This is a genomic window from Subtercola sp. RTI3, from assembly GCF_035018625.1.
GTDB classification, from domain to species: Bacteria; Actinomycetota; Actinomycetes; order Actinomycetales; family Microbacteriaceae; genus Subtercola; species Subtercola vilae.
The window spans coordinates 60,476-85,199 of sequence record NZ_JASJXO010000009.1 but is presented as its reverse complement, the minus strand read 5'-3'; the positions used below and the strand labels follow the sequence as shown (position 1 = coordinate 85,199).

Annotated in this window: 26 protein-coding genes and 3 tRNA genes; 16 read left to right on the top strand and 13 right to left on the bottom strand. The window is 66.0% G+C overall.

Features of this window, described 5'->3' with window-relative positions:
- Positions 1-96: 96 nt before the first annotated feature.
- A tRNA-Met gene (locus QN358_RS05865) sits at positions 97-170 on the bottom strand.
- Between the two features lie 66 nt (positions 171-236).
- Positions 237-308, bottom strand: a tRNA-Thr gene (locus QN358_RS05860).
- 88 nt (positions 309-396) lie between these two features.
- On the opposite strand from QN358_RS05860, the gene QN358_RS05855 reads away from it, so the two are divergent.
- A complete protein-coding gene (locus tag QN358_RS05855) occupies positions 397-2,169 on the top strand; it encodes an alpha-amylase family glycosyl hydrolase (RefSeq protein ID WP_136641206.1) in 1,773 nt (590 codons plus the stop codon).
- 27 nt (positions 2,170-2,196) lie between these two features.
- Here the strand turns inward: QN358_RS05855 and QN358_RS05850 are convergent, their stop codons facing one another.
- On the bottom strand, positions 2,197-3,042 hold the full coding sequence (locus QN358_RS05850; protein WP_237280274.1) for an inositol monophosphatase family protein: 846 nt from the start codon (positions 3,040-3,042) through the stop codon (positions 2,197-2,199).
- 2 nt (positions 3,043-3,044) lie between these two features.
- Positions 3,045-3,278, bottom strand: a complete 234-nt coding sequence (locus tag QN358_RS05845; protein ID WP_136641207.1) for a hypothetical protein — start codon at positions 3,276-3,278, stop codon at positions 3,045-3,047.
- 73 nt (positions 3,279-3,351) lie between these two features.
- Between QN358_RS05845 and QN358_RS05840 the strand changes: the two genes are divergently transcribed.
- The 3 genes from QN358_RS05840 to QN358_RS05830 all read left to right on the top strand — a co-directional run bounded on the left by QN358_RS05840 (position 3,352) and on the right by QN358_RS05830 (position 5,405).
- Positions 3,352-3,666, top strand: a complete 315-nt coding sequence (locus QN358_RS05840) for a hypothetical protein (protein WP_136641208.1) — start codon at positions 3,352-3,354, stop codon at positions 3,664-3,666.
- 4 nt (positions 3,667-3,670) lie between these two features.
- Positions 3,671-4,954 carry a DUF4214 domain-containing protein gene (locus tag QN358_RS05835; protein WP_323511836.1) on the top strand — a complete coding sequence of 428 codons (1,284 nt, stop codon included), beginning with the start codon at positions 3,671-3,673 and terminating at the stop codon, positions 4,952-4,954.
- Between the two features lie 103 nt (positions 4,955-5,057).
- The gene (locus QN358_RS05830) at positions 5,058-5,405 is read left to right on the top strand and encodes a hypothetical protein (RefSeq protein WP_136641210.1); all 348 of its coding nucleotides are present in this window, start codon (positions 5,058-5,060) and stop codon (positions 5,403-5,405) included.
- 93 nt (positions 5,406-5,498) lie between these two features.
- On the opposite strand, the gene QN358_RS05825 is transcribed toward QN358_RS05830, so the two are convergent.
- Positions 5,499-5,583: transfer RNA gene (locus QN358_RS05825), tRNA-Tyr, on the bottom strand.
- A gap of 153 nt (positions 5,584-5,736) precedes the next feature.
- Positions 5,737-6,582 (bottom strand): lytic transglycosylase domain-containing protein, encoded by an 846-nt coding sequence (locus QN358_RS05820; protein ID WP_136641211.1) that lies wholly within the window; start codon positions 6,580-6,582, stop codon positions 5,737-5,739.
- Between the two features lie 50 nt (positions 6,583-6,632).
- Between QN358_RS05820 and QN358_RS05815 the strand changes: the two genes are divergently transcribed.
- Positions 6,633-7,121: a YajQ family cyclic di-GMP-binding protein gene (locus tag QN358_RS05815; RefSeq protein ID WP_136641212.1), complete on the top strand. Its 489-nt coding sequence runs from the start codon at positions 6,633-6,635 to the stop codon at positions 7,119-7,121.
- 55 nt (positions 7,122-7,176) lie between these two features.
- Positions 7,177-8,160: a hypothetical protein gene (locus tag QN358_RS05810; RefSeq protein ID WP_323511835.1), complete on the top strand. Its 984-nt coding sequence runs from the start codon at positions 7,177-7,179 to the stop codon at positions 8,158-8,160.
- A gap of 62 nt (positions 8,161-8,222) precedes the next feature.
- Here the strand turns inward: QN358_RS05810 and QN358_RS05805 are convergent, their stop codons facing one another.
- The 3 genes from QN358_RS05805 to QN358_RS05795 all read right to left on the bottom strand — a co-directional run bounded on the left by QN358_RS05805 (position 8,223) and on the right by QN358_RS05795 (position 11,556).
- Entirely contained in the window at positions 8,223-9,581 is a 1,359-nt protein-coding gene (locus QN358_RS05805; RefSeq protein WP_136641214.1) for an FAD-dependent oxidoreductase, read from the bottom strand.
- 81 nt (positions 9,582-9,662) lie between these two features.
- Complete coding sequence (locus QN358_RS05800) at positions 9,663-10,718, bottom strand: polyprenyl synthetase family protein (protein ID WP_136641330.1); 1,056 nt, start codon at positions 10,716-10,718, stop codon at positions 9,663-9,665.
- Between the two features lie 55 nt (positions 10,719-10,773).
- Positions 10,774-11,556, bottom strand: a complete 783-nt coding sequence (locus QN358_RS05795; RefSeq protein WP_136641215.1) for a class I SAM-dependent methyltransferase — start codon at positions 11,554-11,556, stop codon at positions 10,774-10,776.
- Positions 11,557-11,680: 124 nt separating this feature from the next.
- Between QN358_RS05795 and QN358_RS05790 the strand changes: the two genes are divergently transcribed.
- Positions 11,681-12,943 carry an FAD-binding protein gene (locus tag QN358_RS05790; protein ID WP_136641216.1) on the top strand — a complete coding sequence of 421 codons (1,263 nt, stop codon included), beginning with the start codon at positions 11,681-11,683 and terminating at the stop codon, positions 12,941-12,943.
- Positions 12,944-13,071: 128 nt separating this feature from the next.
- Positions 13,072-14,346 (top strand): isochorismate synthase, encoded by a 1,275-nt coding sequence (locus QN358_RS05785; RefSeq protein WP_416351959.1) that lies wholly within the window; start codon positions 13,072-13,074, stop codon positions 14,344-14,346.
- A 111-nt stretch (positions 14,347-14,457) separates the two neighbouring features.
- Here the strand turns inward: QN358_RS05785 and QN358_RS05780 are convergent, their stop codons facing one another.
- The 3 genes from QN358_RS05780 to QN358_RS05770 form a co-directional block, all read right to left on the bottom strand.
- Positions 14,458-15,426: a PPK2 family polyphosphate kinase gene (locus QN358_RS05780; RefSeq protein ID WP_323511834.1), complete on the bottom strand. Its 969-nt coding sequence runs from the start codon at positions 15,424-15,426 to the stop codon at positions 14,458-14,460.
- A 103-nt stretch (positions 15,427-15,529) separates the two neighbouring features.
- Positions 15,530-17,572, bottom strand: a complete 2,043-nt coding sequence (gene menD, locus QN358_RS05775) for a 2-succinyl-5-enolpyruvyl-6-hydroxy-3-cyclohexene-1-carboxylic-acid synthase (RefSeq protein WP_323511833.1) — start codon at positions 17,570-17,572, stop codon at positions 15,530-15,532.
- A 68-nt stretch (positions 17,573-17,640) separates the two neighbouring features.
- Positions 17,641-18,006, bottom strand: a complete 366-nt coding sequence (locus QN358_RS05770; protein WP_136641218.1) for a PLD nuclease N-terminal domain-containing protein — start codon at positions 18,004-18,006, stop codon at positions 17,641-17,643.
- 101 nt (positions 18,007-18,107) lie between these two features.
- Between QN358_RS05770 and QN358_RS05765 the strand changes: the two genes are divergently transcribed.
- The gene (locus QN358_RS05765; RefSeq protein ID WP_161580361.1) at positions 18,108-18,413 is read left to right on the top strand and encodes a DUF4229 domain-containing protein; all 306 of its coding nucleotides are present in this window, start codon (positions 18,108-18,110) and stop codon (positions 18,411-18,413) included.
- A 6-nt stretch (positions 18,414-18,419) separates the two neighbouring features.
- On the opposite strand, the gene QN358_RS05760 is transcribed toward QN358_RS05765, so the two are convergent.
- Positions 18,420-18,932, bottom strand: a complete 513-nt coding sequence (locus QN358_RS05760; protein WP_136641220.1) for a MarR family winged helix-turn-helix transcriptional regulator — start codon at positions 18,930-18,932, stop codon at positions 18,420-18,422.
- Between the two features lie 133 nt (positions 18,933-19,065).
- Between QN358_RS05760 and QN358_RS05755 the strand changes: the two genes are divergently transcribed.
- From QN358_RS05755 to QN358_RS05725, 7 genes are all read left to right on the top strand, one after another.
- Complete coding sequence (locus QN358_RS05755; RefSeq protein WP_136641221.1) at positions 19,066-20,247, top strand: TerC family protein; 1,182 nt, start codon at positions 19,066-19,068, stop codon at positions 20,245-20,247.
- Between the two features lie 66 nt (positions 20,248-20,313).
- A complete protein-coding gene (locus tag QN358_RS05750; RefSeq protein WP_136641222.1) occupies positions 20,314-20,907 on the top strand; it encodes a TerD family protein in 594 nt (197 codons plus the stop codon).
- Between the two features lie 116 nt (positions 20,908-21,023).
- A complete protein-coding gene (locus tag QN358_RS05745) occupies positions 21,024-21,602 on the top strand; it encodes a TerD family protein (RefSeq protein WP_136641223.1) in 579 nt (192 codons plus the stop codon).
- A gap of 10 nt (positions 21,603-21,612) precedes the next feature.
- Positions 21,613-22,824 (top strand): toxic anion resistance protein, encoded by a 1,212-nt coding sequence (locus tag QN358_RS05740; protein WP_323511832.1) that lies wholly within the window; start codon positions 21,613-21,615, stop codon positions 22,822-22,824.
- A 9-nt stretch (positions 22,825-22,833) separates the two neighbouring features.
- Positions 22,834-23,388, top strand: a complete 555-nt coding sequence (locus QN358_RS05735) for a hypothetical protein (RefSeq protein ID WP_136641225.1) — start codon at positions 22,834-22,836, stop codon at positions 23,386-23,388.
- A complete protein-coding gene (locus tag QN358_RS05730; RefSeq protein WP_323511831.1) occupies positions 23,388-23,939 on the top strand; it encodes a TerD family protein in 552 nt (183 codons plus the stop codon). The genes QN358_RS05735 and QN358_RS05730 overlap by 1 nt, the downstream gene beginning before the upstream one ends.
- Positions 23,940-23,942: 3 nt before the next feature.
- Positions 23,943-24,722 (top strand): hypothetical protein, encoded by a 780-nt coding sequence (locus QN358_RS05725; protein WP_136641227.1) that lies wholly within the window; start codon positions 23,943-23,945, stop codon positions 24,720-24,722.
- The last annotated feature ends 2 nt before the right edge of the window (positions 24,723-24,724 follow it).

The following is a 24,724-nucleotide window of genomic DNA, read 5'->3' as shown; positions in this document are numbered from 1 at the left end:
TACACCTCATAGGCAAGCACCTACTCACCCTAGGCAGAGTGGCCCTCCCCCGGGAACGAAAGAAGCCCCCGAGACGGCGAGATCTCGGGGGCTTCGTAGCGGGAGCGGGAATTGAACCCGCGACACCACGATTATGAGCCGTGTGCTCTAACCAACTGAGCTACCCCGCCATGCAACCATCTTACGACGGCGACCCGGTGCTTGCACGGAGCCGAAGGCCCCGGTAACAACCACGGAGCCCCCTGTGGGAATCGGACCCACTACCTCTTCCTTACCAAGGAAGTGCTCTACCAATGAGCTAAGGGGGCGCACAGAATCCGCTCGAAATCAGCAGCTTTTGGCACCGTAAGAGAATAGCATCATCGAGGCGCCTCTCAACGCCATTAGGGTTTGCGTATGACCCCTGAGCCCAATCCCGAAATCGGCCAGCCCACTGAAACCATCACCTTCGCCGGCCTCGACCGCGAAACACTGACGACGACGGGTTCTGAGTGGTGGCGCTCTGCCGTCATCTACCAGATCTATCCGCGTTCGTTCGCTGATTCCGATGGCGACGGGCTCGGCGATCTCGCCGGGGTCACGAGCCGACTCGGTTCGCTCGCCGAGCTCGGTGTCGACGCGATCTGGCTGTCACCGTTCTTCACCTCTCCACAGCACGACGCCGGCTATGACGTGGCCGACTACTGCGACGTAGACCCGCGGTTCGGCACGCTCGCCGACTTCGACACCCTTCTGAACGAGAGCCACAAGCTGGGCATCCGGGTGATCGTCGACCTCGTGCCGAACCACACCTCGTGGGATCACCAGTGGTTCAAGGATGCCCTGGCCTCGCCGGAGGGCAGCGTGGAGCGCGACCGCTACATGTTCCGCGACGGCCTCGGCCCGAACGGCGACATCGCCCCGAACAACTGGGAGAGCGTGTTCGGCGGCCCCATGTGGAGCCGCATCACGAACCCCGACGGCACGCCGGGCCAGTGGTACCTGCACATCTTCGATATCAGCCAGCCCGACCTGAACTGGGAGAACGAGTGGGTGCGCGCGCAGTTCCGCGACATTCTGCGCTTCTGGCTCGACCGCGGGGCCGACGGGTTTCGGGTGGATGTCGCGCACGGCCTCATCAAAGAGGCCGGGCTTCCTGACTACACCCCTCCCGCCGAGGCCGGCAGCATGGGCGGGGGCGCCGTGCCCATCGAGGTCGACCCCCACGACCTCGACCGCATTCCCACTCCGCCCTACTGGGCGCAAGACGGCGTGCACGAGATCTACCGCGACTGGAACAAGGTGCTCAGCGAGTACGACGGCGAACGCGTGCTCTGCGCCGAAGCCTGGGTCGAGCCGCTCGGCAAGCTGGCCCGCTGGGTGCGTGACGACGAGATGCACCAGGCGTTCAACTTCACCTACCTGTCGGCCGCATGGTCGGCGCCCGAGCTGCGCCTTGTGATCGACACGTCGATCGCCGCGTTCGCCACGGTGGGCGCCCCCAGCACGTGGGTGCTGTCGAACCACGACGTGGTGCGCCACGCGACCCGCCTCTCGCTCGGCCCCGGGCACCTGCAGGGCGACGGCATCGGCCCGAAGTCGGTCGACCTGCCCGAGCCCGCGGCCGCCCTTCGCAGGGCGCGCGCCGCGAGCGCCGTGATGCTGGCCCTTCCGGGCAGCTCGTACATCTACCAGGGCGAGGAGCTCGGCCTGCCCGAGTCGATCGACCTGCCCGACGAGGCCCGCCAAGACCCCACGTGGTTTCGCACGCACGGCGAGCGCTACGGGCGCGACGGCTGCCGCGTGCCCATCCCGTGGGAGGCTGGCAAGCCGAGCTACGGTTTCGGCCCCGCCGGCGCCTCATGGCTGCCGCAGCCCAGCAATTGGGATGCCTACGCCCGCGACGCGCAGAGCGGCGTTCCCGGCTCGACCCTCGAGCTCTACAAGCTCGCGCTGGCCCTTCGCGCCGAGCACGACCTCGGGTTCGGCACTGTCGAGTGGATCGAGACCCTCGGCTTCGGACCCCAGGTCGTGGCCTTCTCGAACGGTTCGATCACTGTCATCGCCAACACCGGCACCGTGCCCATCGAGTTACCGCTCGAATCGCTCGGCGAGCTCCTGCTGGCGAGCGAGCCGGTCGGCGAGGCGGTTCTGCTGCCCGACACCACCGTCTGGCTCCGCTCGGTCTGACCCCTCGTCTGTTCGGCGACGCGGCTGTTACAGTCCCGCGTCGTCGAACAGGCTCCGGATGATCGGCTCGAGCCGGGCCGCCAACACCGGTTCGGCCGCGAGCGTGAAGTCGCGCCCCGCCGGCGCCCCGCCGAACCCGTGAACACGTGCCCCGGCCTCGGCGGCGATGAGGGCTCCTGCCGCGTGATCCCACGGGTTCAGCCCGCGCTCGAAGTAGGCGTCGTAGCGGCCGGCAGCCACGTAACAGAGGTCGAGGGCTGCCGCGCCGATACGGCGGATGTCGCGAACCTGGCCGAGCAGCGCTGCGATGACGAGGCCCTGTTTGGCCCGCACCTCGGAGCTGTACGCGAACCCGGTCGCGACGAGGGCCTGCGAGAGGTCGATGGGGTCGTTGACGCGCAACCGCGTGCTGCCGAGGTAGGCCCCCCGGGCATCCGAGGCGGTGAAGACCTCACCCACGGCGGGGTTCACGACGCAGCCCGCCAGCGCGTGCCAGGTGGCGGGGTCAGCATCGCCTTCGACCACGGCGACGCTCACGTTGTAGGCAGGGATTCCGTAGAGGTAGTTGACGGTTCCGTCGATGGGGTCGACCACCCAGGTGAGGCCAGATGTGCCGGGCGAGGCGACGTCGGTCGACTCTTCGCCGAAGAAGCCATCGTTCGGGCGGGCCTCGGCCAGGGAGCGGCGCATGAAGGCCTCGACCTCGCGGTCGGCGAACGTCACGATGTCTTCGGTCGACGACTTGCTCGCGGCCACTTCGACGCCTTCCGCGCGCAGCCGGGCTGCGAGGGCGCCAGCCTCGGTGCCCACGCGGCGGGCCAGCTCGAGTAGTTCGGCGTTGGGGTCGGCCTTCGCTTCGATGCTGGTGCTCACGTTCAACCGCCGTTCACAACCACGCCGACGCTGCGGCACTGGTTGCTGAGATCGGTGAACGTGGCCTGGCCCTTGGTGACCGCGGCCGAGCTGGTGTCGGTGCCGAGGGCAACCAGCGTGGTCATGTCGTCGGCGATCGGCTGCCACTGCGGGTCACTCGCTGCGGCCTCGACAGCAAGCTGTCTCGCCTTGTCTTGCGTTGCCGGGTAGGCTGACGACGTCTGGGTGAGACTCACCTGCCAGGTTTGGCACGCGAGAACCACCGTAGCTTCTGCGGTTGGAGCCGCACCCGACGTCGAAGGTGTCGGGGTGGGCGCCGCAGACGGTGTGGGGGAAGAAGTGGGTACAGCAGTGTCAGTCGGTGTGATCGAACTCGTCGACGGTGCGGGCGTGGGCGTTTCGCCTGGCACGCTCGACCCCGGAACGCTGGCGCCCGCGCCGGTCGAGCTGGTACCGGCACACCCGGCCAGTAAGAGAAGCGCTGCCACTGCCACGCCTGCTCCAGCGACCCGCGTCGCCGTTCGTGCTGCCGCCGTTTTCGGTGCCCTGAACCGCATTTCTCTACCTCTACCCCACCACATTGCTCGGGCCGAAGAAGTTCGCCCCGTCGAGATGAAAGCTTAGGCGCATGAAGATGAAGCGCTCGGTATTTGCCCTGTTCGTGGCGTTTGCGCTGGTGATCACCACGCTCAGTGCGGTCGGTGCGCCCCCGGCGAGTGCCGCATCCACCGTCTCGAACAGCCCGCAACAGCTCGCGCAGGCACTCGTTTCGGCACACAATTCAGGCGCGTTCACCACTGACCCCACCACCATCTACGACCGTGAGATCGTGCCCGTCTCGCAGGGCCAGACGCTCGGCGGATGCGCGGTCGATGTTCGCGTACTGCAGGTTCTGGTGCTGGTGATCAACCGGTTCGGCAGCCTCCGCGTCTCAGATCTGCAACGCCCGTGCATCGGCTCGAACCTGAACTGCGGGCCCCCCACCTACTCGGTGCACTGTGTGGTGCCGGGCGAGGCAATCGACTTCGCGAACGTGGGCGGCGTCGGGCTGAACGGTTCGAACGCCCAGAACATTCTGCTTCTGCAGTTTCTCGACAATGTGGTGCCCAACGGCACCAACGCTGGCCAGTCGCAGTGCCGTACCGCCGCGGGCAACAGCCTGAACCTGGCCAACATCGACCAGTTCGCCGACTCCTGCAATCACCAGCACGTCGACTTTCGAAACACCGACGCATCGCTGAACCCCACCGTTCTCGGGGCGCCACTACCCACGGTGACCGCCAGCTCGTCTTATGTGGTGGCTCTCTACAACGACTACCTGAGCCGCACGCCGTCGGCGGGCGAGACGAAGGGCTGGGCCACGCAGCTCGCCAACGGGGCTCCGCGCGACGGGGTGGCCAACGGGTTCGTCAACAGCGACGAGTACCGACTCATACGCATCGCGGCCGCCTACCAGAGCGTGCTCGGCCGTTCACCCGACCCGTCGGGGCCACAGAACTGGTTGGCAGCCATGCACCGCGGCTCAATCACCACTGACGACATCGAAACTTCGTTCTATTCGTCGCTCGAGTACTTCCAGCAGCACGGCAACAACAACGCCGGGTTCGTCGCATCTCTCTACACGAACCTGTTGCATCGGAACGCAGGCAGCGACGAGATCGCGTACTGGGTCACCTACATCAACAAGTACGGCACCGCCTGGGTCGTGTCACAGTTCTGGCGCTCGACCGAGACCATCAGCGAGCGCATTTCTGCCATGTACCAGCGCTACCTCGGGCGCGCACCCGACCCGGTAGGGCTCAACACCTGGGTGGGGCTGGCTCTGCAGATCGGCGACTCGGGGCTTCGTTCAGCCCTGACCAGCAGCGACGAATACTTCGCCCGCTCGCAGAACAGGTACCCCTCGTCGTAGTGCTGCAGGGCATCCATCGGCTTCGAAGGCACACATAATACGCGATGACCTGAACAGCATCAATACTTTCCAGTTTTAGATATTCGGGGACTAAATTGCTCGAATGCCTGAGAATCTACAACTGACCGAAGATGTCGTCGAGTTCGAGTACCGGGCGAGCGTTCTACTGGGCTCGGTCAAGGTATTCGCCGCGTCAGAGTCGGGCGAGAAGGCGGCCCTGAAGGGGGTCATCAGGTATGCCCGCCGCCCGCACCATCGCATCCGGCTCATTTGCGTCGAAGTGGTTGAGCAGTTTCGCCGGGAAGGTGTGGGCACCCTCCTGTTCGAATCCCTGCTCAGCCAGAGCCCGCTGACCCGCACCGTTGAAGTGTTCGTCGACAGCGACAGCATTCGCGGGTTCATGAACTCGCTGGTGTCGCGGCACCCCGCCATTGTGTTTCAGATGATCTGACGGGTTGTTCTGAACGACCGCCCTGCGGCTGCCGGTGGCGACCTGGCAACGAACAACGGCCTCCCGCTTTCGCGTGGAGGCCGTTGTTTCTGCTGGTGGCAAGTGAGGGATTCGAACCCCCGAAGGCTCAGCCGTCTGATTTACAGTCAGATCCCTTTGGCCGCTAGGGTAACTTGCCAAGGCGCACCCGACCACGTTGAAAAACACAACCGAAGGCGCTCGCACAAGAATACTTGTCATCGGGCGTCTGACGAAATCGGCGGCTCCCTGGAGGCCGTTCGGGGGCTCTGTGGGGGCTGTCGGCAGGCTGGCAACGAGGCTGCGGGTGCCCTCAGCCGGTGACGGAGGCCACCTCTAACGCGTAGCGATTGGCGTACTGCGACACCTTCAGCAGGTACGACGTCGCGTCGTTGTACGAGGTGATGGCGGCCATCCATTCGCTCGCGACACTCACGTCGCGGCCGTGATAACAGAGGTAGTTGGCGGTGGCGAGCGAGGCATCGTCGATGTTCTGCGGGTCGGCGATGCCGTCGCCCGAGGCATCGGTGCCCCAGTTGCGCCAGGTCTCGGGGATGAGCTGCATGGGGCCAACGGCGCGATCCCATTCGGCGTCGCCGTCGATGGCACCCCCGTCGGTATCGGGAATGCGGGTGACGCCGGCGCCGTCGAGCGCGATGCCGTAGATGGGCGGGCTGACCGTGCCGTCAGCGCCGATGGTACTGCCGGCGTAGGTGCCGTTGGCCGATTCGACGGTGCCGATGGCGGCGAGGGTGTTCCAGCCCAGATGGCAGGTCGATCCGCTGTTCTGGCTGGCGATCGCGACGCCCGCGTAGGCCTGAACGGCACGCAGCGGGATGCCCGTGGCAGCCGCGGTACGGCCGGCCCATTCAGCGTCGACCTCGCCCGCGTGGCCGGCAAGCGCCGCGGGTGTCGATGCCGATCTACTGACCGCGGGTGACTCGGGCGGTGCCACGGGGGTGGCGGGGGCATCCGGAGAACCGATGCCTGCAGCGAGACTGCCTACGGTACGGAGTGCCTCACCGAGCGGGCCGGCGGCGAAGATGCCGGCGACGAGCAAGACGACGACCACGACCGTAAAGACCAGGGCGATGAACAGGCCGCGACGGTGAGGGACGACACGACGACGACCACGACGACGACGGCGACGGGAAGGCATTCGCCCACCCTACAATCCGGAGCCCGGGAGACAGCCGGTACGATTGGTGCATGGCAGATTCAAGCTTCGACATCGTCAGCAAGGTCGACAAGATGGAGGCCGACAACGCCCTCCACCAGGCACAGAAAGAGGTCGAGCAGCGCTACGACTTCAAGAACATCGGCGCTTCGATCGACTGGAGCGGCGAGAAGATCCTCATGAAGGCCAACTCAGAAGAGCGCGTGAAGGCCATTCTCGAGGTCTTCGAGGCCAAGCTCATCAAGCGCGGCATCAGCCTGCGGAGCCTCGACGCCGGCGAGCCGTTCCCGAGCGGCAAGGAGTACCGCCTCGAGGCCGAGCTGAAGAACGGCATCGAGCAGGAGGCCGCGAAGAAGATCTCGAAGCTCATCCGCGACGAGTCGCCGAAGACCGTCAAGTCGCAGATCCAGGGCGACGAGCTGCGTGTCTCCTCGAAGAGCCGCGACGACCTGCAGGGCGTCATGGCCCTGCTGAAGAGCGCCGACCTCGAGGTCGCGGTGCAGTTCATCAACTTTCGCTGACACTCTTCGCCGAGCTTTGCTCAGATCTGCATTGATTTGGCGGTAGTCTTCTTCGATGCCACCGCTAGAAGAACCGCTGATGTTGCAGCCCCTCCGAGACATCGTGTTGAGTACGTCGATCAGCGACGTCGCCTTTGTGAACGAGCACGAGCTCGTCGTTGCTGACGTCGCGTGCACGCTCTTCACATACGATTGGCGATCCGGCACTGCGACCCTGCGCGCCCATCACTCCGACGTGTTACGAGAGAGTGCCGCGAGCGCACCGGTACCGCTCATTCAGCCCCTCATCGCGGTCGAACCCGGCGGGTCGGTTGTTGTGAGCCCCCATGACGGCATGTTGGTCAGCAAAGAAACCGACGGACTGTGGCGGGTACTGACAGAGACCACTGGCATGTCTACCCCGGCGTTCTCGTTCTCGCCCACCGGCGACTACTTCGCGATGGCGGCAGAGGGAGAATTGCGCGTCTGGAACATGCGCGATCGTTCGCAGTACACGGTCGATGACGTCGACGCCTTCACCTGGGCACCCTCCACCACAGCCATCGTGGTTCTGCTCGGCGACGGGCGGCTGCAGGCTCTCGACGCGCGCTCGGGCACGGTGGTGCACGAGGTAGGAAGGGTGGAGTACGGCGGTCAGGCCAGGGGCACGCTGGGCACGAACGACTTGGCCATCCTCGGCTCGGGCATTCTCGTGGTCGCACTCGAAGGGTGGTCGATCGACTTCTGGAACCTCTCACCCTTTTCGCTCGTCAAACGGCATTCCGTCGTGGAGGCTGCGGAGTCGGTATTCACAAGCGAGGAGGGCGACTGGTTCGTTACGGAGTCAGACCACATGGTGAGATTCTGGGATTCAGAGACACTGACCGAGGTCTGCGAGCCGTTGGGCAAACCGGCCAGGCAATGGCAGGGCATCCGGTTCTCGCCCTCTGGTGAACTCATGGTCACCATCGGTATGCCTGAAATGGAGGGTACGGGCGAGTTCGCCTTTGCCAACGAGAACGTCAGGGCTACGGTCTGGCGCGTGATCCGCGGTCAGTGATCCACGGTCACCTCACACCTGTGCCGGGGGTCGCCGGGTTGATTCGGTGAAAGGGGGCGAACCTACTCTGCCGTCTGGTTCGAGACCGCGACCATCTCGTCGCGCGCGACGACCTTGATGCGCACACGGCCCGCCGCAGCGCCCAGCCCGAGCTCGTACTGGTCGAGGTGGTGCCAGCCCTCGACGGTGGTGTACACCACGCCGCGCGACTCGAGCAGGGCGACGATGGCCTCTTCGCCGGGCTCGGCCGGGCTCCACCAATTGGCGGCATCGTTCACGACGTGGCTGAGGGTCTCCATGGCGTCAGACTTGGTGTGGCCGATGAGGCCCACGGGGCCACGTTTGATCCAGCCGGTGGCGTAGACACCGGGAATGACCTCGTCATGGTCATCCAGAACCTGCCCTTCGCGGTTCGGAATCACGCCGTGCAGCGAGTCGAACGGCACCCCGTCGAGTGGTGAACCGAAATACCCCACCGCGCGATAGAGCGCCTGAATCGGCAGTTCGCGAAACTCGCCGGTACCCGTGACGCCGCCCGCAGCATCGGGCTTCGTACGCTCGTACCGGATGCCCGTCACCGCGCCATCGGCCCCGAGAACCTCAATCGGCCGGGCGTAGAAGTGCAGGTGCAGCCGCCTCGACGCCGTGCCGGCCGGCCTCGTGCGCCACTGGTTCATGACCCGGTTGATGACCATCACCTGCTTGTTCGTGGCGATGGCCGCCTCAGACGCGGGGTCGAGATCGAAGTCTTCGTCGTACACGACGATGTCGACATCGGGCACCTCGCCGAGCTCACGCAGCTCGAGCGGAGTGAACTTCACCTGAGCCGGGCCGCGCCGGCCGAAGACGTGCACGTCGGTGACGGGCGACTTCTGGAGGCCCTCGTAGACGTTCTCGGGAATCTCTGTGACGAGCAGGTCGTCGGGATGCTTGGCCAGAATGCGGGCGACATCGAGCGCTACGTTGCCGTTGCCGAGCACCGCCACCTCGCGGGCGTTCAGCGGCCATTCGCGGGGCACATCGGGGTGGCCGTCGAACCAGCTGACGAACTCGGCAGCGCCGTACGAGCCATCGAGGTCGATTCCGGGAATGTCGAGTTCAGCATCCCGAATCGCGCCCGTGGCGAAGATCACCGCGTTGTAGTGCTTCTTCAGGTCGTCGAGCGTGAGGTCGACGCCGTAGCGAACGTTGCCGAAGAACCTGATGTCGCCGCGGTCGAGCACCTCGCGAAGCGCGCCGATGATGCCCTTGATGCGCGGATGATCGGGGGCGACCCCATACCGCACCAAGCCGTAGGGCGCAGGCAGGTGGTCGAAGAGGTCGATCGAGACGTCGAAGTGACGCTCGGCTTTGATCAGCAGGTCGGCGGCGTAGATTCCGGCCGGCCCTGCGCCGACGATGGCCAGGCGGAGCTTGGTCATGGGGAGGTGGTTCCTTACGTTGTCGATGACACGCACGCCGAGCGGGGTGGCGGTGCGCGCAGGGTTATTCGGAAAGCTCGGCTAACTCGATCGCTCGACCATGGTGTCGGCGAACCGCAGCAGGGTCTTCTTGACGGTGCCGTCGGGCAGCACGTCGAGCGCTGCGATGGCATCGGCGGCCCACTGACGTGCGGCAACCATGGTCTCGGCGGTCACCGGATGCCCGCGCAATTCGGCGATCAGGGCGTCGACCTCCGCGGCGGGAGTGTCTGCGATCAGCTCGGGGTCGAGTCGGCGCAGCAGGTCGGCGGCCCCGGGGTCGGTGGGGGCATCCCTCTGCAGATACAGCAGCGGAAGGGTCACGACACCGGCGCGAATGTCGGTGCCGGCGGTCTTGCCCGTGGCATCGCTCGGCGGGGCGAGGTCGATGACGTCGTCGACGAGCTGGAAGGCGATACCGATCTTCTCGCCGAAGTCGAACACGGCCTGCTGGTACACCTCTGGCGCGTTCGACACGAGCACACCGAGCTGGGCCGACGCCGCGATGAGCGAACCGGTCTTGTCGGCCAGCACGCGCAGGTAGTGCTCGATGGCGTCTTCACCGGGGCGAGGGCCGACGGTCTCGTGCAGCTGGCCGAGGCACAGGCGTTCGAACGTGTCGGCCTGCAATCGGATGGCCCGCTCACCGAGAATCGACAGCAGCTTGCTCGCACGGGCGAACAGCAGGTCGCCCGTGAGGATGGCGATGGAGTTGCTCCACACGTTGTGCGCGGTGGGAACGCCCCGGCGCTGCTCCGCCTCATCCATGACGTCGTCGTGGTAGAGCGAGGCGAGGTGGATGAGCTCGATCGAGGTGGCCGCAGTCACCACGTCGTCGGTGACGCCGTCGCCGAGCTGCGCGGTGAGGAACGCGAGGATGGGGCGCACACGTTTGCCACCGGCGTCGAGCAGGTACCGGGCCGACACTTCGGCCATGCCGTCGTGGAAGACGGTCTCGGCTACGAGGCGCTCCTCGAGGCGCACGAGGCCCTCATCGACCGCCTTCGCGGCCTTGCGGTCGTCGGCCGTCGCAAACAGTCGTTCGGTCAACGAGAACGAGGCCGAACTCGAAGGGCTTCGTCGCGCACCCTTCGACAGGCTGGTGCCCCTGGAAGAATTCAGGGACCAATTGGTCGGCTTCACGGGGTCAAGCCTACTGAACCGGCTGCCGAGTGGTGGGCCCGCTTGACGGGTGGGTAGCAGACTCGTCGTGCAGCGACGCTGCCTCTGTGCTGGCCGGCTTGGTGCCGCGGTGCAGTGCGACGATGCCGAACGTCAGATTGCGGTAGCCCACGCCCTCAAAACCGGCGTCGCGCATCCACCCACTGAGTGTGCTCTGGTTGGGCCAGTCTTTGATCGAGTCGGCGAGGTAGATGTAGGCATCGGGGTTCGAGCTCGCCAGCTTCGCGATGGCCGGCATGAACCGCTGCAGGTACGCACCGTAGCCGAGGCGAATGGGCGCGAACGGAGGTGTGCTGAACTCGCAGATGACAATGCGGCCGCCGGGTTTGGTCACGCGATAGAGCTCGGCGAGGGCGGTTCTCGGCTCCATGATGTTACGGAGGCCGAACGAGATGGTCACCGCGTCGAACTCGTTGTCGCCGAAGGGCAGGTTCATGCCGTCGGCCACCAGGAACTCGATGTTGGTGTTGCCGGCCTGCTGGCGCTTGCCCACCTCGATCATTCCGGGCGAGAAGTCGGCCGCGACGACCGTCGCTCCGCTCGCCGCCAGTGATGCGCTCGAGGTGCCGGTGCCGGCAGCGAGGTCGAGAATGCGTTCACCGGGTTTCGGCGCCACCGCTTTGGTGGTGGCCACCCGCCACAGCAGGGCGTTACCCGCCGAGAGCACGTTGTTCGTGCGGTCGTAGTGGGTCGACACATCGTCGAACATCGCAGAAACCTGCGCGGGCTGCTTACTGAGGTCGGCCTTAGACACGGTTTCAGTTTACGGTGCCTTCAGAAGCGCACGGCAAAGGCTCAGGATGCCCCCAGCAGACCCCCACCTCGGAAATGCGTCATGCTTGAGTGACACACATCCTCAACGGCGAAAGTGAAGTGGCATGACAACTGCAGCAGGGCTGAACTGGGCCGGCAACTATGAGTTCACGGCGCCGCGCCTGCACACGCCGGGTTCGGTCGACGAGGTGCAGCAGATCGTCGCCTCCGCAGAGCGCGTTCGTGCGCTCGGAACCAAACACTCGTTCAACGCCATCGCCGACTCGGCGGGCGATCTGATCAGCCTCGTCGATCTGCCCCCGGCCATCGAGATCGCGGCCGACGGCCGAACGGTGACGGTGGCCGCCGGCACCCGGTACGGCATTGTCGCGTCGCTTCTGCAAGCCGAAGGCTTTGCGCTGCACAACATGGGGTCGCTGCCGCACATCTCCGTCGCCGGAGCGGTGTCGACCGGTACCCACGGTTCGGGCAACACGAACGGCAACCTGTCGACTGCGGTCAGCGGGCTCGAGATCGTGAGCGGGCGGGGCGAACTGGTCAGCGTCACGCGCGAGCATCCGTCGTTCGCCGGCATGGTGGTGGGCCTCGGGGCGTTCGGTGTGGTCACCCGCGTGACCCTCGACATCCAGCCCACCTTCGACGTACGCCAAGACCTCTACGTCGATCTGCCGTGGGATGCCGTACTCGCCGACTTCGAAGCGATCACGAGTGGCGCCTACAGCGTGAGCCTCTTCACGAACTGGGTGGGCGACACGCTCAGCCAGGTGTGGCTGAAGACCGTGGTGCGAGACGGCCAGCCTGCGTCGATGCCGAGTGACTTCTTCGGAGCCACGCCTGCTCCCCTCACGGTTTCGTCGCCGGCCGGCAGCGACAACACCACCGTCACGGGCGGGGTTGTCGGGCCGTGGTCTGAGCGGCTGCCGCATTTCAGGCTCGACTCGACGCCGAGCAACGGCGACGAGATCCAGAGCGAGTTCTTCGTCGACCGGGCGCACGCCGCCGCCGCGCTCAGCGTGGTGCGCGAACTCGGCGAGCGCATCGCGCCGCACCTGCTGGTCACCGAACTGCGCACGATGGCGGGCGACGAGCTGTGGCTGTCGCCCGCATACGGGCGGGATTCGCTGGCTATTCACTTCACCTGGAAGAACGAGCCGGAGGCCGTGATGGCACTGCTGCCCGACATCCAGGCCGCGCTGGCACCGTTCGGCGCCCGCCCGCACTGGGGCAAGGCGAACACCCTCACGTCCGCGACCGTCGCGCCGCTCTACGAGCGCCTGCCCGATTTCGCGGCCCTGGCCGAGGTCTACGACCCCGACCACCAGTTTCGTAACGCCTACCTCACCCGCATGATCGGCCTCGCCGACTGAGCTGGGCGGCGACGGGGCGGCGGGCACGGAGGCGGGCGTAATCTGGGGGCGTGACCGAAACTTCTGAATCTGCGCCGCGACTGCTCGTCGAAACGGTGCGGGTGGGCGACATTCGCATGCTGATTCCGATGCTCGATTCGCGCGATCCGCTGCTGTGGATACGAAAAGGCCAGGGCTTCGCCGGCATCGGCACGGCACTGCGCCTCGAGTTCTCAGGCGAGAACCGCATCAGCGACGCGGGGGCGGCCTGGCGCGAGATCGCGGCCGCCGCGACCGTGGTCGACCCGCTGAAGACCCCGGGCACGGGTCTTGTCGCGTTCGGGGCGTTCGCGTTCTCGGCCCAGTCCGCCGAGAAGAGCGTACTCATCGTGCCGCGCGTGCTCGTGGGAAAGCGTGACGGAGTGCACTGGATGACCACGGTGCACGTTCTGCACCCAGACCAGGTGATTCCGGGCGAGGCAGAGGCCGGGCATCCGGAGCCGACGCGTTCAGGGACACAGCCAGAAGCGCGCGCTGAGGCACGGCCTACTCCCCCGATGAGCCGGCCCGAGCCCACGCTTCCTCCCGCGACCCCGCTTGGCAGCGAGTACCGCATCTCGCTGCTGCCGGGCGCCGCCAAACCCGACACGTACCGCGCCGCCGTCGAAGAGGCCGTCAGCCGTATCACGCACGGCGACCTCGAGAAGGTCGTACTCGCGCGCGATCTCGTGGGGCACCTACCCGACGGTTCCGACCTGCGCCGGGTGATCACCGACCTCGCGCTGGGCTACCCCGACTGCTGGACTTTCGCGGTCGACGGCCTCATCGGCTCGAGCCCCGAGACCCTCGTGAGCGTCAGCCACGGCACCGTCACCGCCCGCGTGCTCGCCGGAACCATTTCGCGCGGCCGCGACGCCGAAGCCGACCACGACCAGGCCGTCGCCCTCGCCACCAGTGCCAAAGACCTCGACGAACACCGCTTCGCTGTGGCAAGTGTCATGTCGGCGCTCACGCCACACGCACGCACGCTCGCTGCGAGCGAGATTCCGTTCACACTGAAACTTCCGAACCTCTGGCACCTCGCGAGCGACATCGAGGGCACGCTCGGCGACGGCTCCACCTCGCTCAACCTCATCGCATCGCTTCACCCCACCGCTGCGGTGGCAGGCACGCCGACTAAGGATGCCCTGCGGCTCATCGAACGCCTCGAACCGTTCGACCGCGGTCGCTACGCGGGCCCCGTCGGCTGGATCGGAGCCGACGGCGACGGCGAGTGGGCCGTCGCGCTGCGGTGTGCGCAGGTCGACGCCGACGGCTACATCACAGCGTACGCGGGCGCCGGAATCGTCTCCGAGTCAGACCCCGAGCGCGAGTTTCTCGAGACGCGCATGAAGTTTCGCCCCATGGTCGAGGCCTTCGCGTAACCCGCCTCGCCCGCCCTCGCCCCCGCTCGTCAGTGTTCGCAAGATCACAGCGGTCGGCAGAGCGGTCGGCGCACCGGTCGGCAGAGGGGGAGGGCGAGCATCCGGAGGCGATCAGGTCGCAGCAAGGCGCGCCTTCTCGACGTCGATGTCGTAGTCGGCGGCCGGCCACTGCTGGTCGAGACCCCGAAGGGCGGCGCGCAAGAGGTTCTGCACCGCGAGGCGGGCATACCATTTGCGGTTCGCCGGCACGACGTACCAGGGGGCCGTGACGGTCGACGTGCGATCGAAGACGCTCTGATAGGCGGCCTGGTACTGGTTCCACAGCATGCGCGAATCGATGTCGCTGGGGTTGTACTTCCAGTGCTTGTCGGGGCGCTCGAGGCGCGAGGCCAAGCGGCCCTTCTGCTCGTCGGGGCTGATGTTCAGCATGACTTTCACGACCGTGGTGCCGTGCTCGGCCAGTTCGGTCTCGAAGTCGTTGATCTGCCGGTAGCGGTCGTCGATCTCCGACGGGCTCGCCAGGTTCAGCACTCTGCCGGCCAGAACGTCTTCATAGTGCGAACGGTCGAAAACACCGATCTGCCCGGCGGCAGGCAGGCGTTTGCGAATACGCCACAGAAAGTCATGCTGCAACTCCTCCTCTGTGGGCTTCTTGAAGCTGGCATGCGATATACCCTCGGGGTTCACTGAGCCGACAACGTGGCTGACGATGCCGCCCTTGCCCGACGAATCCATGCCCTGCAGAACCAACAGAACTGAGCGACTGTCACCCGAGAGGCTGTTGGCGAACAGCTTCTCCTGCAGCGACTCGAGTTCGGCACCGGATGCGACGAGCTCACGCTGGCCAGCGATCTTGTCACCGCGATAACCGGGGGCGGCGCTCGGGTCGGTGTCGGCGAGCACGAAACCGGCTCCGGCGTGCAGGAGGTCGGCGGGGGCATCCACCCAGCCCGACAGAGGTGCCTTGCCCGCAACCCTGTCAGACCTGTCAGCTGCATCGGCGGCGACCCTGCCGCCCGACGCTTTCGCTTTCGCTTTCGAGCCCGACTTCTTCGACGATGCCATGATGACGCCCTCCATTGGATCGCCCCAGCGTACTGCGCACCCACCCGAGCCCCCCATCTTCGCGTCGACGCGAAGCGCGTCGGTGTGCTGGTCGACGCGAAGCGCGCCGGTGTGCGGGTCAGCGCTGCAGGGGGACTTCGAGCAGGGTAGGGCCGGAGACGGGGGCCGTGAGGGCGGCGTCGAGTTCGGCGCGGGTGGTGGCGCGGGTGTAGTGCCAGCCGTACGCCTTCGCGAGCGCCTCGAGGTCGGCGGTGTGTGGCGTGATCATCACACGGTCAAAGGCAGTTCGATCGGCGGTCGCGGCCACCTCGAGGGTGTCGAAGATCGTTCCACCCTGGTCGTTGGCGACGATCAGCTGGATGCGCGGTCGCCGCTCCCCCGCACCGAACAGCATGCTCCCCACGTCGTGCAGCAGGGTGAGGTCGCCGAGCAGCACCCGGGTGACGCCGACTCCGCTGGCGGTGGCTGTTCTGGCGGCGGCGGTGGCGGTGGCGGTGGCCTTTACGCCCGGAAAGCGTGAGCGCTGGCTGGCCAGGGCGATGCCGGTGGCGGTGGCGATGGTGCCGTCGATTCCGGCGAGGCCGCGATTGGCGTGCACGGTGATCTTCTTGCCGGGGGCGGCGCGGTCGAGGTCACGAATCAAGCGAGAGGCGCCGAGGATCAGACGGTCGTGCGGCCAGGTGGCCCGCCAGACGGCGAGCCCGAGCATCCGGCGGCTGATCGGGGTGCGGAGCGCGGCCAGTTCGGTGACGCGGTAGTCGCGGCGATCGGCGATGTTCGGTGATCGGGCAGCTTCGACGTTGGGGGGTGCCACGTCGTCGCTCTGTGCATCGACGATGGAACGGCTGGTCAGCACCCACGATCGCAGCCATTCGCGTTCGGCGTCGAGCACGTCGCCGGTGGCGGGCGGAACGCTGGCCTCGGTGAGGAAAGTGGTGACGCGGTGACCCGGGTTGTACACGTCGGGAGGGACGGCGGACGCGGGTTCGGATGCGGCAAGGTGCGAGAGTGTCAGCGCGGGTTTGAGCGCGGCGGGCTCACCGCCGGGTGCGGATGCGGCAAGGTGCGAGAGTGTCAGCGCGGGTTCGGGCGCGGCGGGCTCACCGCCGGGTTCGGGCGCGATTGCGAACCGCTCGCGGGCAGTGGCCGGCGAGGAGAGCGCGAGCGCCGCCGGGGTCACGACGATGGTTTCGACGCCGTCGCGCAGGGAGAGGGCCGGAACCTCACGCGAGAGTGTCGGGTGCCCGAACACGATGACGCGCTGCACGAGGCCGCCGAGGCCCGGGTCGTTCAGCAGCTCGCGGTAGGCGATGACAAGGTTGCGGCCGTAGCGGGATCCGCTCGATGCTTCGGCGAGCAGCGGCCAGCCGCCCTGGTGGGCCAGCTCTTCGGCGGCGGGTCCGGCGCCGTGACCGGCCACGACAACAGTGCGGGGGCCGCGCGGCAGTTCGATGGGGGCGCTGAGCGCGGCAGGAGCAACGAGTTCGGCGGCCGCGACGTCAGCAGGCAATCGCACCTGCACCGGCACCTGCACCGGCACCGACGGCTGCACCTGCACCGACAACGGCTCCGACAACGCCGAGAGGGCGGGCATCGGCCCCGACAGCGGCTCTCGAAACTGCAGGTTAAGGTGCACCGGCCCGGGGGTGCCGGTGTGGGTACCGAGGGCCGCATCCACCGCGGCGCGGGCGAGGTCGGCAGCACGGCGGGGCTCGGCGGGGTCGCCGGTGGGAGCATCCACGTCGACCGCCAGACGCACAAAACGGCCGAAGAGGCCGGGCTGCCACGTGGTCTGGTTGCCGCCGGTGCCGCGCGCATCGCTCGGGCGGTCAGAGGTCAGCAGCAGCATCGGAACGCCCGAGTGGCTGGCCTCGAGCACGGCAGGCAGAAGGTTGGCGACGGCCGTTCCCGACGTTGTAACGACGATTGCCGGATGCCCGGTCTCAACCCCGAGGCCGAGAGCAGTGAAGGCTGCCGAACGTTCATCGATGCGCACCTGGAGGTCGAGCATGCGTGCACTGTCGAACGCGGCGAGTGCGAGAGCCAGCCCCTGCGAGCGCGACCCGGGGGTCAGTACCGCGTCGGTCACGCCGAGCGAGACGAATTCGCGGAGCAGTGCGACGGCGAAGTCGGCCGCAGGGCTGACAACAGACTCGCGCACAGGTGACGCACCCGAACCCGCACCCGCCGATGCGCCCGATTCAGCCGCACCAGGTTGATGACCGGCCGTCACCGCTCTGATCTGCCGTTGTCGGACTTCTTGTTGTCGGGGTCGTCATCGACGTCGGCGAGGGCTTGCTCGAGGTCGCGCAGCTGCGCCTCAGACACCGGGTCGACGCGGAGAGCGCCCAGAAACTCGGGGTCGTCGTCGGGGCCGACCGTGCGATACACGGGCTGCTTGCCGGCGCTCTTTCGCCCGCGACCGATCAAGAACCACAACACCCCACCGATGACCGGGAACAGCAGCACGATGAGCACCCATGCCACTTTGGGCAGCCCTCGTACACGCACTCGCGCGAACAGCAGGCAGTCGACGAGCGCGTACACGTAGAAAGCCACCGCAATCGCGACAAGACCAACCAGGAGACGAGCCATGCACAAACCTTACGCCTTGAATATGCCCTCGCGGCCGGTGTCAACTATGTGCAGAGCAGCCTTACAGCGAGTGATCAGAACCGGTCGCATAAACTGTGCATGTGAAAACTGGACGCACGTGGCTGGTCTATACGCTGATTCGCCTCGGCATCTTCGCCGTGGTGCTCGCAGCCCTTCTCCTGACCCAGATGACACCCTTCATTGCGGCAGCGGTTGCGGCCGTCATTTCGCTCTGCGCCTCGTACATCTTTCTGCGGAAGCCCCGCGAGCAGCTGGCTGAAGGCCTCTACGAAGCACGTCACGGTGAGGCCAAGCAGGCCAAGCGTCTGCCGGAGAAGGCGGGCTCTGACGAAGAGAACGAAGACACCGTGGTTGATGCCTCCGATCTGGATGCTCCGCAGAAGTGATTCGGGTCAGAGCGATTCGTTGTGCCGCCAGACCGCGTCGGTGACCCACGAGAGCTCGTCACTGAACCGCTGTAGCAGGCGCGAAAAGTCTGCGCGATCCTCCTCGTTCCATTTGCCGACGAGGGTGTTGTAGACCTCCTGCGCGATGCGGCGGTGCCGCTCGATCGCCACTCTGCCCGCAGCGGTTGCGGTCACGAGCACGGCTCGCCGATCGGCCGGGTCGGGCTCGCGCACGACGAGGCCCGCCGCTTCGAGGCGCCTGATCTCTGTGGTCATCGTCGACTTGTCGACGCTCAACCACTCGGCGAGCCGTGACATGCGGGTCGGCTTGGAGCCGACGAGGCGTTCGAGGAGCCAGGCGTCGGTACTCGAGAGTGCGGCGCCCTCGGCGTCGTGCAGCGTGCGGCGGTTGTCTGCCCTCGTCGACCACCGCTGGATGAGCGCGAGTGTCGATTCGATCGACTCACCCACATTGACGGGCTCGACCGTCTCGGCGGGCTCCATACCGTCTTCAGCCATACCTGAACATAACCTGTCTAACCACGTTGTTGGTTTGGTTGGATCAATCCAACTAATATAGTGGGAGCACACCAACTAAATTACCCCCTCCCCTTCACCCGCACCGTCTCGCTCACGAGGAGAAACGTCTCTCATGGAAATCCCCGGTTATGTCTGGCTGCTCACCGTCGTCGGTATTCTGGCCCTGCTCGCCTTCGACTTCTTCGTTCACGTACGAAAAGCTCATGAGCCCACTCTGAAGGAGGCCGCCAAGTGGTCGGCCATCTACGTGGGCATCGCCATCCTGTTCGGCGTCGGCCTGCTGATGTTCGGGGGGCAGACCCTCGGTACCGAATACTTCGCGGGGTACATCACCGAGAAGGCATTGTCAGTCGACAACCTCTTCGTCTTTCTGATCATCATCGCGAGCTTCCGGGTACCGCGCGCCGACCAGCAGAAGGTGCTGCTCTTCGGCATCGTCTTCGCGCTGATCGCCCGCACCGGGTTCATCTTCATCGGTGCCGCGGCCATCAACTCCTTCGCGTGGCTGTTCTACCTGTTCGGCGGGTTCCTCATCTTCACCGCCATCAAGCTGCTGCGCCCCGAGTCAGAGGGCGATGACGCCGACAACGTCATCATCCGACTCGCAAAGCGACTGTTCCACACCACCGAGCGGTACGACGGCGACAGATTCTTCACCCTCGAGAACGGCAAGAAGGTTCTCACCCCGATGCTGCTCGTCATGGTTGCCATCGGCGGAACAGACCTGCTGTTCGCGCTCGACTCTGTACCGGCCATCTTCGGTCTCACCCAGAACACCTACATCGTGTTCACCGCCACGGCGTTCTCGCTGATGGGGCTCCGCCAGCTGTTCTTTCTCATCGACGGGCTACTCGACCGTCTGATCTTCCTCAGCTACGGTCTCGCCACGATTCTCGCCTTCATCGGCGTGAAGCTGGTACTGCACGCGTTGCACGAGAACAACCTGCCCTTCCTGAACGGCGGGCAGCACATTCCGGTGTTCGAGATCAGCACCGAGCTCTCGCTGATCGTGATCATCGGAGTTCTCGCCATCACCGTTCTGGCTTCTCTCTTCAGCCCGGCCGGCAAGGCGAACACTGTCATCAGTGATGCCCGCATCCAGGCGAAGAAGTTCGTCGAGCACGACTTCGACAACGACACAGCCGCACGCGACAAGACGTACAACCGCATGCTGGCTCGCGAGGCGGCCATCAAGACGCTGCCGACCAAGTACAGCGCGAAAGCGGCCGAAGACGACGAGCTGATCGAGCTGCTCGGTAAGGCGCACGAATTGCGCGGCCAGAACGCAAAATAACGTCGTATCCTCTAGCGTGGGGGAGTACCTCAACGCTCCGAATGCACAACACAAGGAGAACACATCATGGGTCTGAGCTTGCAAAAAGGCCAGTCGCTTTCACTGACGAAACAGGGTGGCGGGGCCCTCACGAAAATCCGCCTCGGGCTCGGCTGGGACAGCGCAGCCCCGGTCAAGCGCGGCCTGTTCGGCCGGGCGAAAGCCGCAGAGGAGATCGACCTCGACGCGTCAGCCATCTTCTTCGATGCGTCGGGCCGCGTGCTCGACACCGTCTGGTTCCAGCAGCTGGCGAGCAAAGACGGCTCGGCGACACACACGGGCGACAACCTGACGGGCGCCGGCGACGGCGACGACGAGACCATCCTGGTCGACCTCTCGAAGGTTTCGGCCGCGGTCTCGCAGATCGTCTTCGTCATCTCGAGCTACACCCAGCAGTCGTTCGACAAGGTCGAGAACGCCTTCAGCCGGGTGGTCGACGACTCTGTCGCAGGCGCACCCGAGGTGGCACGCTACCAGCTCACCGACTCGGGCACGCACACCGCGATGATCATGTCGAAGGTCTCCCGCGAAGGTGCGGGCTGGAGCTTCAAGGCGATCGGCGAGCGTGCCAACGGCCGCTCGGTGATGGACCTGCTGGGGCCCGCAGCCAAAGCGCTTTGAGCCAGCTAAAACTTTGAACTAGCTGAAACGCTGAACTAGCTAAATCGCTGAACCAGCTAAAACTTTGAACTAGCTAAACCCTGAATCGAAACACACAACAAGGAGCACTGATACACATGGCAGGACTCACTCTCGCCAAGGGCAACAACCTCTCGCTCACCAAGACCAGCCCCGGGCTCACCATCGCCACGGTCGGCCTCGGCTGGGATCCGCGCACCACCAGCGGCGAGCAGTTCGACCTCGACGCGTCAGCGCTCCTTCTGGGCGCAAGCGGCAAAGTACGCTCATCCGCCGACTTCATCTTCTACAACCAGCCGGCCACCCCCGACGAGTCGGTCAAGCACATGGGCGACAATCGCACGGGCGAGGGCGACGGCGACGACGAGCAGATCAACATCGATCTGCGAAGCGTCGCGGCCGATGTGCAGCGCATCATCATCGCCGTGTCGATCGACCAGGCAGACGAGCGCCGCCAGAACTTCGGCCAGGTTCGCGCCGCATACTGCCGCGTCGTCGACCAAGACGGCCAGGAGATCGTGCGCTTCGACCTGAGCGAAGACGCCGCCCCCGAAACCGCCATGGTCTTCGCCGAGGTCTACCGCAACGGCGCCGAATGGAAGTTCAAGGCCGTCGGCCAGGGCTACACCACCGGGCTCGCCGGCATCGCGAACGACTTCGGCGTACAGCTGGATTAGGAAGGCTCTCATGAGTACACCTCTCACCCCGCCCGATGACAACGAGGTCGCTCAGGCGACTCTTGTGCTGCGGGCACCGGATGCACCCGCCCTCGTCGAGGCAGACGAGGCGCCGGGCATGGTTCCCGTCGCGGCCGAGCGCCAGAGCGACATCGCCCGCCAGGCGCGGGAGTTCGTGGCCGAGGTCAGCGCCCTCGACCCTCGCAGCCCTGAGTTCCAGACCAAGGTCGAGGGCATCTCCCAGATCGGCGGCGCCGACATGGTGAAGTCGGGCGTGTACTCGTCGCGCATGCTCGAGCGCTCCTCCACCTCGGTGGCGGGCGCGAAGCGCAGCGGCAACAGCGCGCAGATCACCGTGGCCAACACCCTCGGCGACCTCCGCACCACGGTCGAAGAGCTCACGCCGAACGCGGCCGACCTGGGTGTCGGGCGCAAGATTCTCGGCTTCATCCCTGGTGGCAACAAGCTGGCGCGCTACTTTCAGAAGTACGAGTCGGCGCAGACGCAGCTCGACAAGATCATCAAGTCGCTGATGGCCGGGCAAGACGAGCTGCTGAAAGACAACGCGTCGCTCGCCGGGGAGAAAGTACAGCTCTGGGAGACCATGCAGGCACTCAGCGAGTACGCTGTGTTCGCCAAGGCTCTGGATGCCGCGACCGTCGACAAGATCGCAGCCAGCCGAGCCTCTGGCCAGGTCGACGAGGCGCAGAAGCTCGAAGCCGACGTGCTGTTCCCCATTCGGCAGCGCCACCAGGACATCTTGACCCAGCTGGCAGTTTCGGTGCAGGGCTACCTCGCCATGGATCTCATCCGCAAGAACAACCTCGAGCTGATCAAGGGCGTCGATCGCGCCCGCACCACCACCATTGCCGCGCTCCGCACGGCCGTCATCGTGGCTCAGGCGCTGGCGAACCAGAAGATGGTGCTCGACCAGATCGACGCGATCAACACCACCACGAACAACATGATCCTGAAGACCTCCGAGATGTTGAAAGACCAGACCGTGCGCATCCAGCAGCAGGCGAGCACCTCAGGGGTGAGCGTCGAAACGCTGCAGAAGGCGTTCGACAACGTCTTTCAGACGATGGATGCGATCGACACCTTCCGCGCCTCGGCAGCCAAGAACATGGAAGGCACCGTGGCGGCACTCGAGACGGGCATCCAGCGCGCGAAGCCCTACCTCGAACGCAGCCGGCAGGGCGAGCAGGGGGAAGTTCGCTGAGGTGACACGATGACGTTCGGCCGCTTCGTGAATTCGCTGTTCGGCGCCCCCTCGCCGACGGCGATTGTCGCGCCCGGCGACGGCCTGCCCGCAGAAGAGAGCGGGCTCGCTGCTGGCGCCCTCGCCGAGTATGAGCAGAGCGAAGACGGCCAGACGGCCCGGGCTCTTGCCGAGTTGCGAAACTCGGTGCGGCGGGCCGGTCGGGAGCTGCCCACTGTGCTGTCGTCGCGCCTCGGCCAGATCGGCGACCTGCTGCAGAACCTCACCCTCACGATTGCGTCGCAGGGCGCGTCGACCGAGCAACGGGTACTGCTCGAGGCGATGGTTCGCGACTACATTCCCACGCCACTGCATGCCTTTCTCGCCCTGCCCGAGGGCGATCGGGCTGACGGTTCCGATGCCACCAGGCTGTTTGCCGAACAGCTCGGCCTCCTCGAAGAAACCGTGCGCGACATGCTCAACCAGGTGCGCATCGGGGCGATCGAAGAGCTGTCGACCCACGGCCGGTTTCTGGCCGACAAGTTTCAGGCCCCCGATGCGGGCCTCACCTTGGGCGGTCGCTGATGGCGACGCTCATTCCGGGGGCAAATGCGGCTCTCACGGCAGAGAACCCCGGCCTGCAACAGGTGGTCGTCGCTTTCGGATGGGAGGTCATCCCGAGCCGTGGGCCACGCGCCGAGCTCGTGCCGCTCGCCATCATGTGCGATGCGAGCGACAAGGCCCTCTCGAACGACCATCTTGTCTTCTTCAACCAGCTCGAGAGCCGTGACGGGTCTGTGCAGTTCGTCGACACCTCAGACATCGAAGAGATCGACGTCGACCTCGGGCTCGTTCCTGAGGCCGTCGAGAAGATCGCATTTCTTGTCTACGTCGATCCCGATGTTCGGGGCGCCGCCGACTTCTCGGCCGTGCGCTCGGCCTACGTTCGCGTGGCGACCAGTGACGGCCGTGAACTCGTGCGCTTCGATGTGCCGCTCACCGAAAACCGCACCGTACACGCGATGCTGTTCGGTGAGCTGTACCGGCACCGCGCCGACTGGAAGTTTCGCGCCATCGGCCAGGGCTACGCCAACGGCCTCACCGGGGTGGCGCGCGACTACCAGATCGAGCTCTAGGCCGTGGCGCTGAACACCGCGGCCGTGCGCCGCGACCTGCCCTACCTGCGGCGGCGGGTCACGCCCGCGGGGCCGGAGAACGCCGCCGCCGAACCGGTTTCGACGCGGTCGACCGACACCGCCTCACCGAGTCGCGGGTTGTCTCTCGGCGCTCCCGTCAGCTCAGCCACGGCGCTGGCATCCAACCGGCGCCCCAGCCGACCGCGCCAGCCAGAACCCTTCACCGCCCCGACGATCGACGAGGTTCGCGAGCTCGGTGGCGAGCATCCGGTGCTGAGACTGGATGCCCGGCGCTCGGCCATCGGCAGCCTCATCGTCTCCGGCGCCTACGCCATCGCGTGGGAGAGCAGCACCCGCGTGACCGGCGCGCTCACCCTGACGTCGAGCGCTCTCGAATCGGTGGGCACCAGCGTCATGACCGGCGGAAACCGGGCCCTCGTCGGCTTCGACGACGGCGACGCGATCGTGGCGCTGCGACACCTGCACGAACTTCGCCGCGCACTCTTCGTGGGCAACGGATCAGAACCGCTCGGCATTCAACTCTTCGACGGCTCGAGCTTCACCGTGCCAGCCGACGCACCGCCCGCAGGCGCGGCGACAGGCGCAGCGACCGGCACTGCAGCCGGCTCCCGGATGCTCGCGCTCACCCTGCTGCGGGTGAACGCCTTCATCGAACTCCGCGCCGAGCCGGTTGCCCGCGGGCTCACCCCGGCAGAACTGCACCGTGAATTCGGCTACCAGCTGACCGCCCATGTCGACCCACGCCAACCCCGGATGAGGTAGGC

What these genes read in the sequence shown, in the direction of transcription:
- QN358_RS05745 (WP_136641223.1), top strand. Translation starts at nt 21,024, where the DNA reads ATGGCAGGACTCACTCTCGCCAAGGGCAACAACCTCTCGCTCACCAAG.
- QN358_RS05735 (WP_136641225.1), top strand. Translation starts at nt 22,834, where the DNA reads ATGACGTTCGGCCGCTTCGTGAATTCGCTGTTCGGCGCCCCCTCGCCG.
- QN358_RS05805 (WP_136641214.1), bottom strand. Translation starts at nt 9,581, where the DNA reads ATGACCAAGCTCCGCCTGGCCATCGTCGGCGCAGGGCCGGCCGGAATC.
- QN358_RS05855 (WP_136641206.1), top strand. Translation starts at nt 397, where the DNA reads ATGACCCCTGAGCCCAATCCCGAAATCGGCCAGCCCACTGAAACCATC.
- QN358_RS05770 (WP_136641218.1), bottom strand. Translation starts at nt 18,006, where the DNA reads ATGGCTCGTCTCCTGGTTGGTCTTGTCGCGATTGCGGTGGCTTTCTAC.
- QN358_RS05740 (WP_323511832.1), top strand. Translation starts at nt 21,613, where the DNA reads ATGAGTACACCTCTCACCCCGCCCGATGACAACGAGGTCGCTCAGGCG.
- QN358_RS05835 (WP_323511836.1), top strand. Translation starts at nt 3,671, where the DNA reads ATGAAGATGAAGCGCTCGGTATTTGCCCTGTTCGTGGCGTTTGCGCTG.
- QN358_RS05785 (WP_416351959.1), top strand. Translation starts at nt 13,072, where the DNA reads ATGCTCGATTCGCGCGATCCGCTGCTGTGGATACGAAAAGGCCAGGGC.
- QN358_RS05780 (WP_323511834.1), bottom strand. Translation starts at nt 15,426, where the DNA reads ATGGAGGGCGTCATCATGGCATCGTCGAAGAAGTCGGGCTCGAAAGCG.
- QN358_RS05830 (WP_136641210.1), top strand. Translation starts at nt 5,058, where the DNA reads ATGCCTGAGAATCTACAACTGACCGAAGATGTCGTCGAGTTCGAGTAC.
- QN358_RS05750 (WP_136641222.1), top strand. Translation starts at nt 20,314, where the DNA reads ATGGGTCTGAGCTTGCAAAAAGGCCAGTCGCTTTCACTGACGAAACAG.
- QN358_RS05790 (WP_136641216.1), top strand. Translation starts at nt 11,681, where the DNA reads ATGACAACTGCAGCAGGGCTGAACTGGGCCGGCAACTATGAGTTCACG.
- QN358_RS05755 (WP_136641221.1), top strand. Translation starts at nt 19,066, where the DNA reads ATGGAAATCCCCGGTTATGTCTGGCTGCTCACCGTCGTCGGTATTCTG.
- QN358_RS05820 (WP_136641211.1), bottom strand. Translation starts at nt 6,582, where the DNA reads ATGCCTTCCCGTCGCCGTCGTCGTCGTGGTCGTCGTCGTGTCGTCCCT.
- QN358_RS05815 (WP_136641212.1), top strand. Translation starts at nt 6,633, where the DNA reads ATGGCAGATTCAAGCTTCGACATCGTCAGCAAGGTCGACAAGATGGAG.
- QN358_RS05760 (WP_136641220.1), bottom strand. Translation starts at nt 18,932, where the DNA reads ATGGCTGAAGACGGTATGGAGCCCGCCGAGACGGTCGAGCCCGTCAAT.
- QN358_RS05810 (WP_323511835.1), top strand. Translation starts at nt 7,177, where the DNA reads ATGCCACCGCTAGAAGAACCGCTGATGTTGCAGCCCCTCCGAGACATC.
- QN358_RS05730 (WP_323511831.1), top strand. Translation starts at nt 23,388, where the DNA reads ATGGCGACGCTCATTCCGGGGGCAAATGCGGCTCTCACGGCAGAGAAC.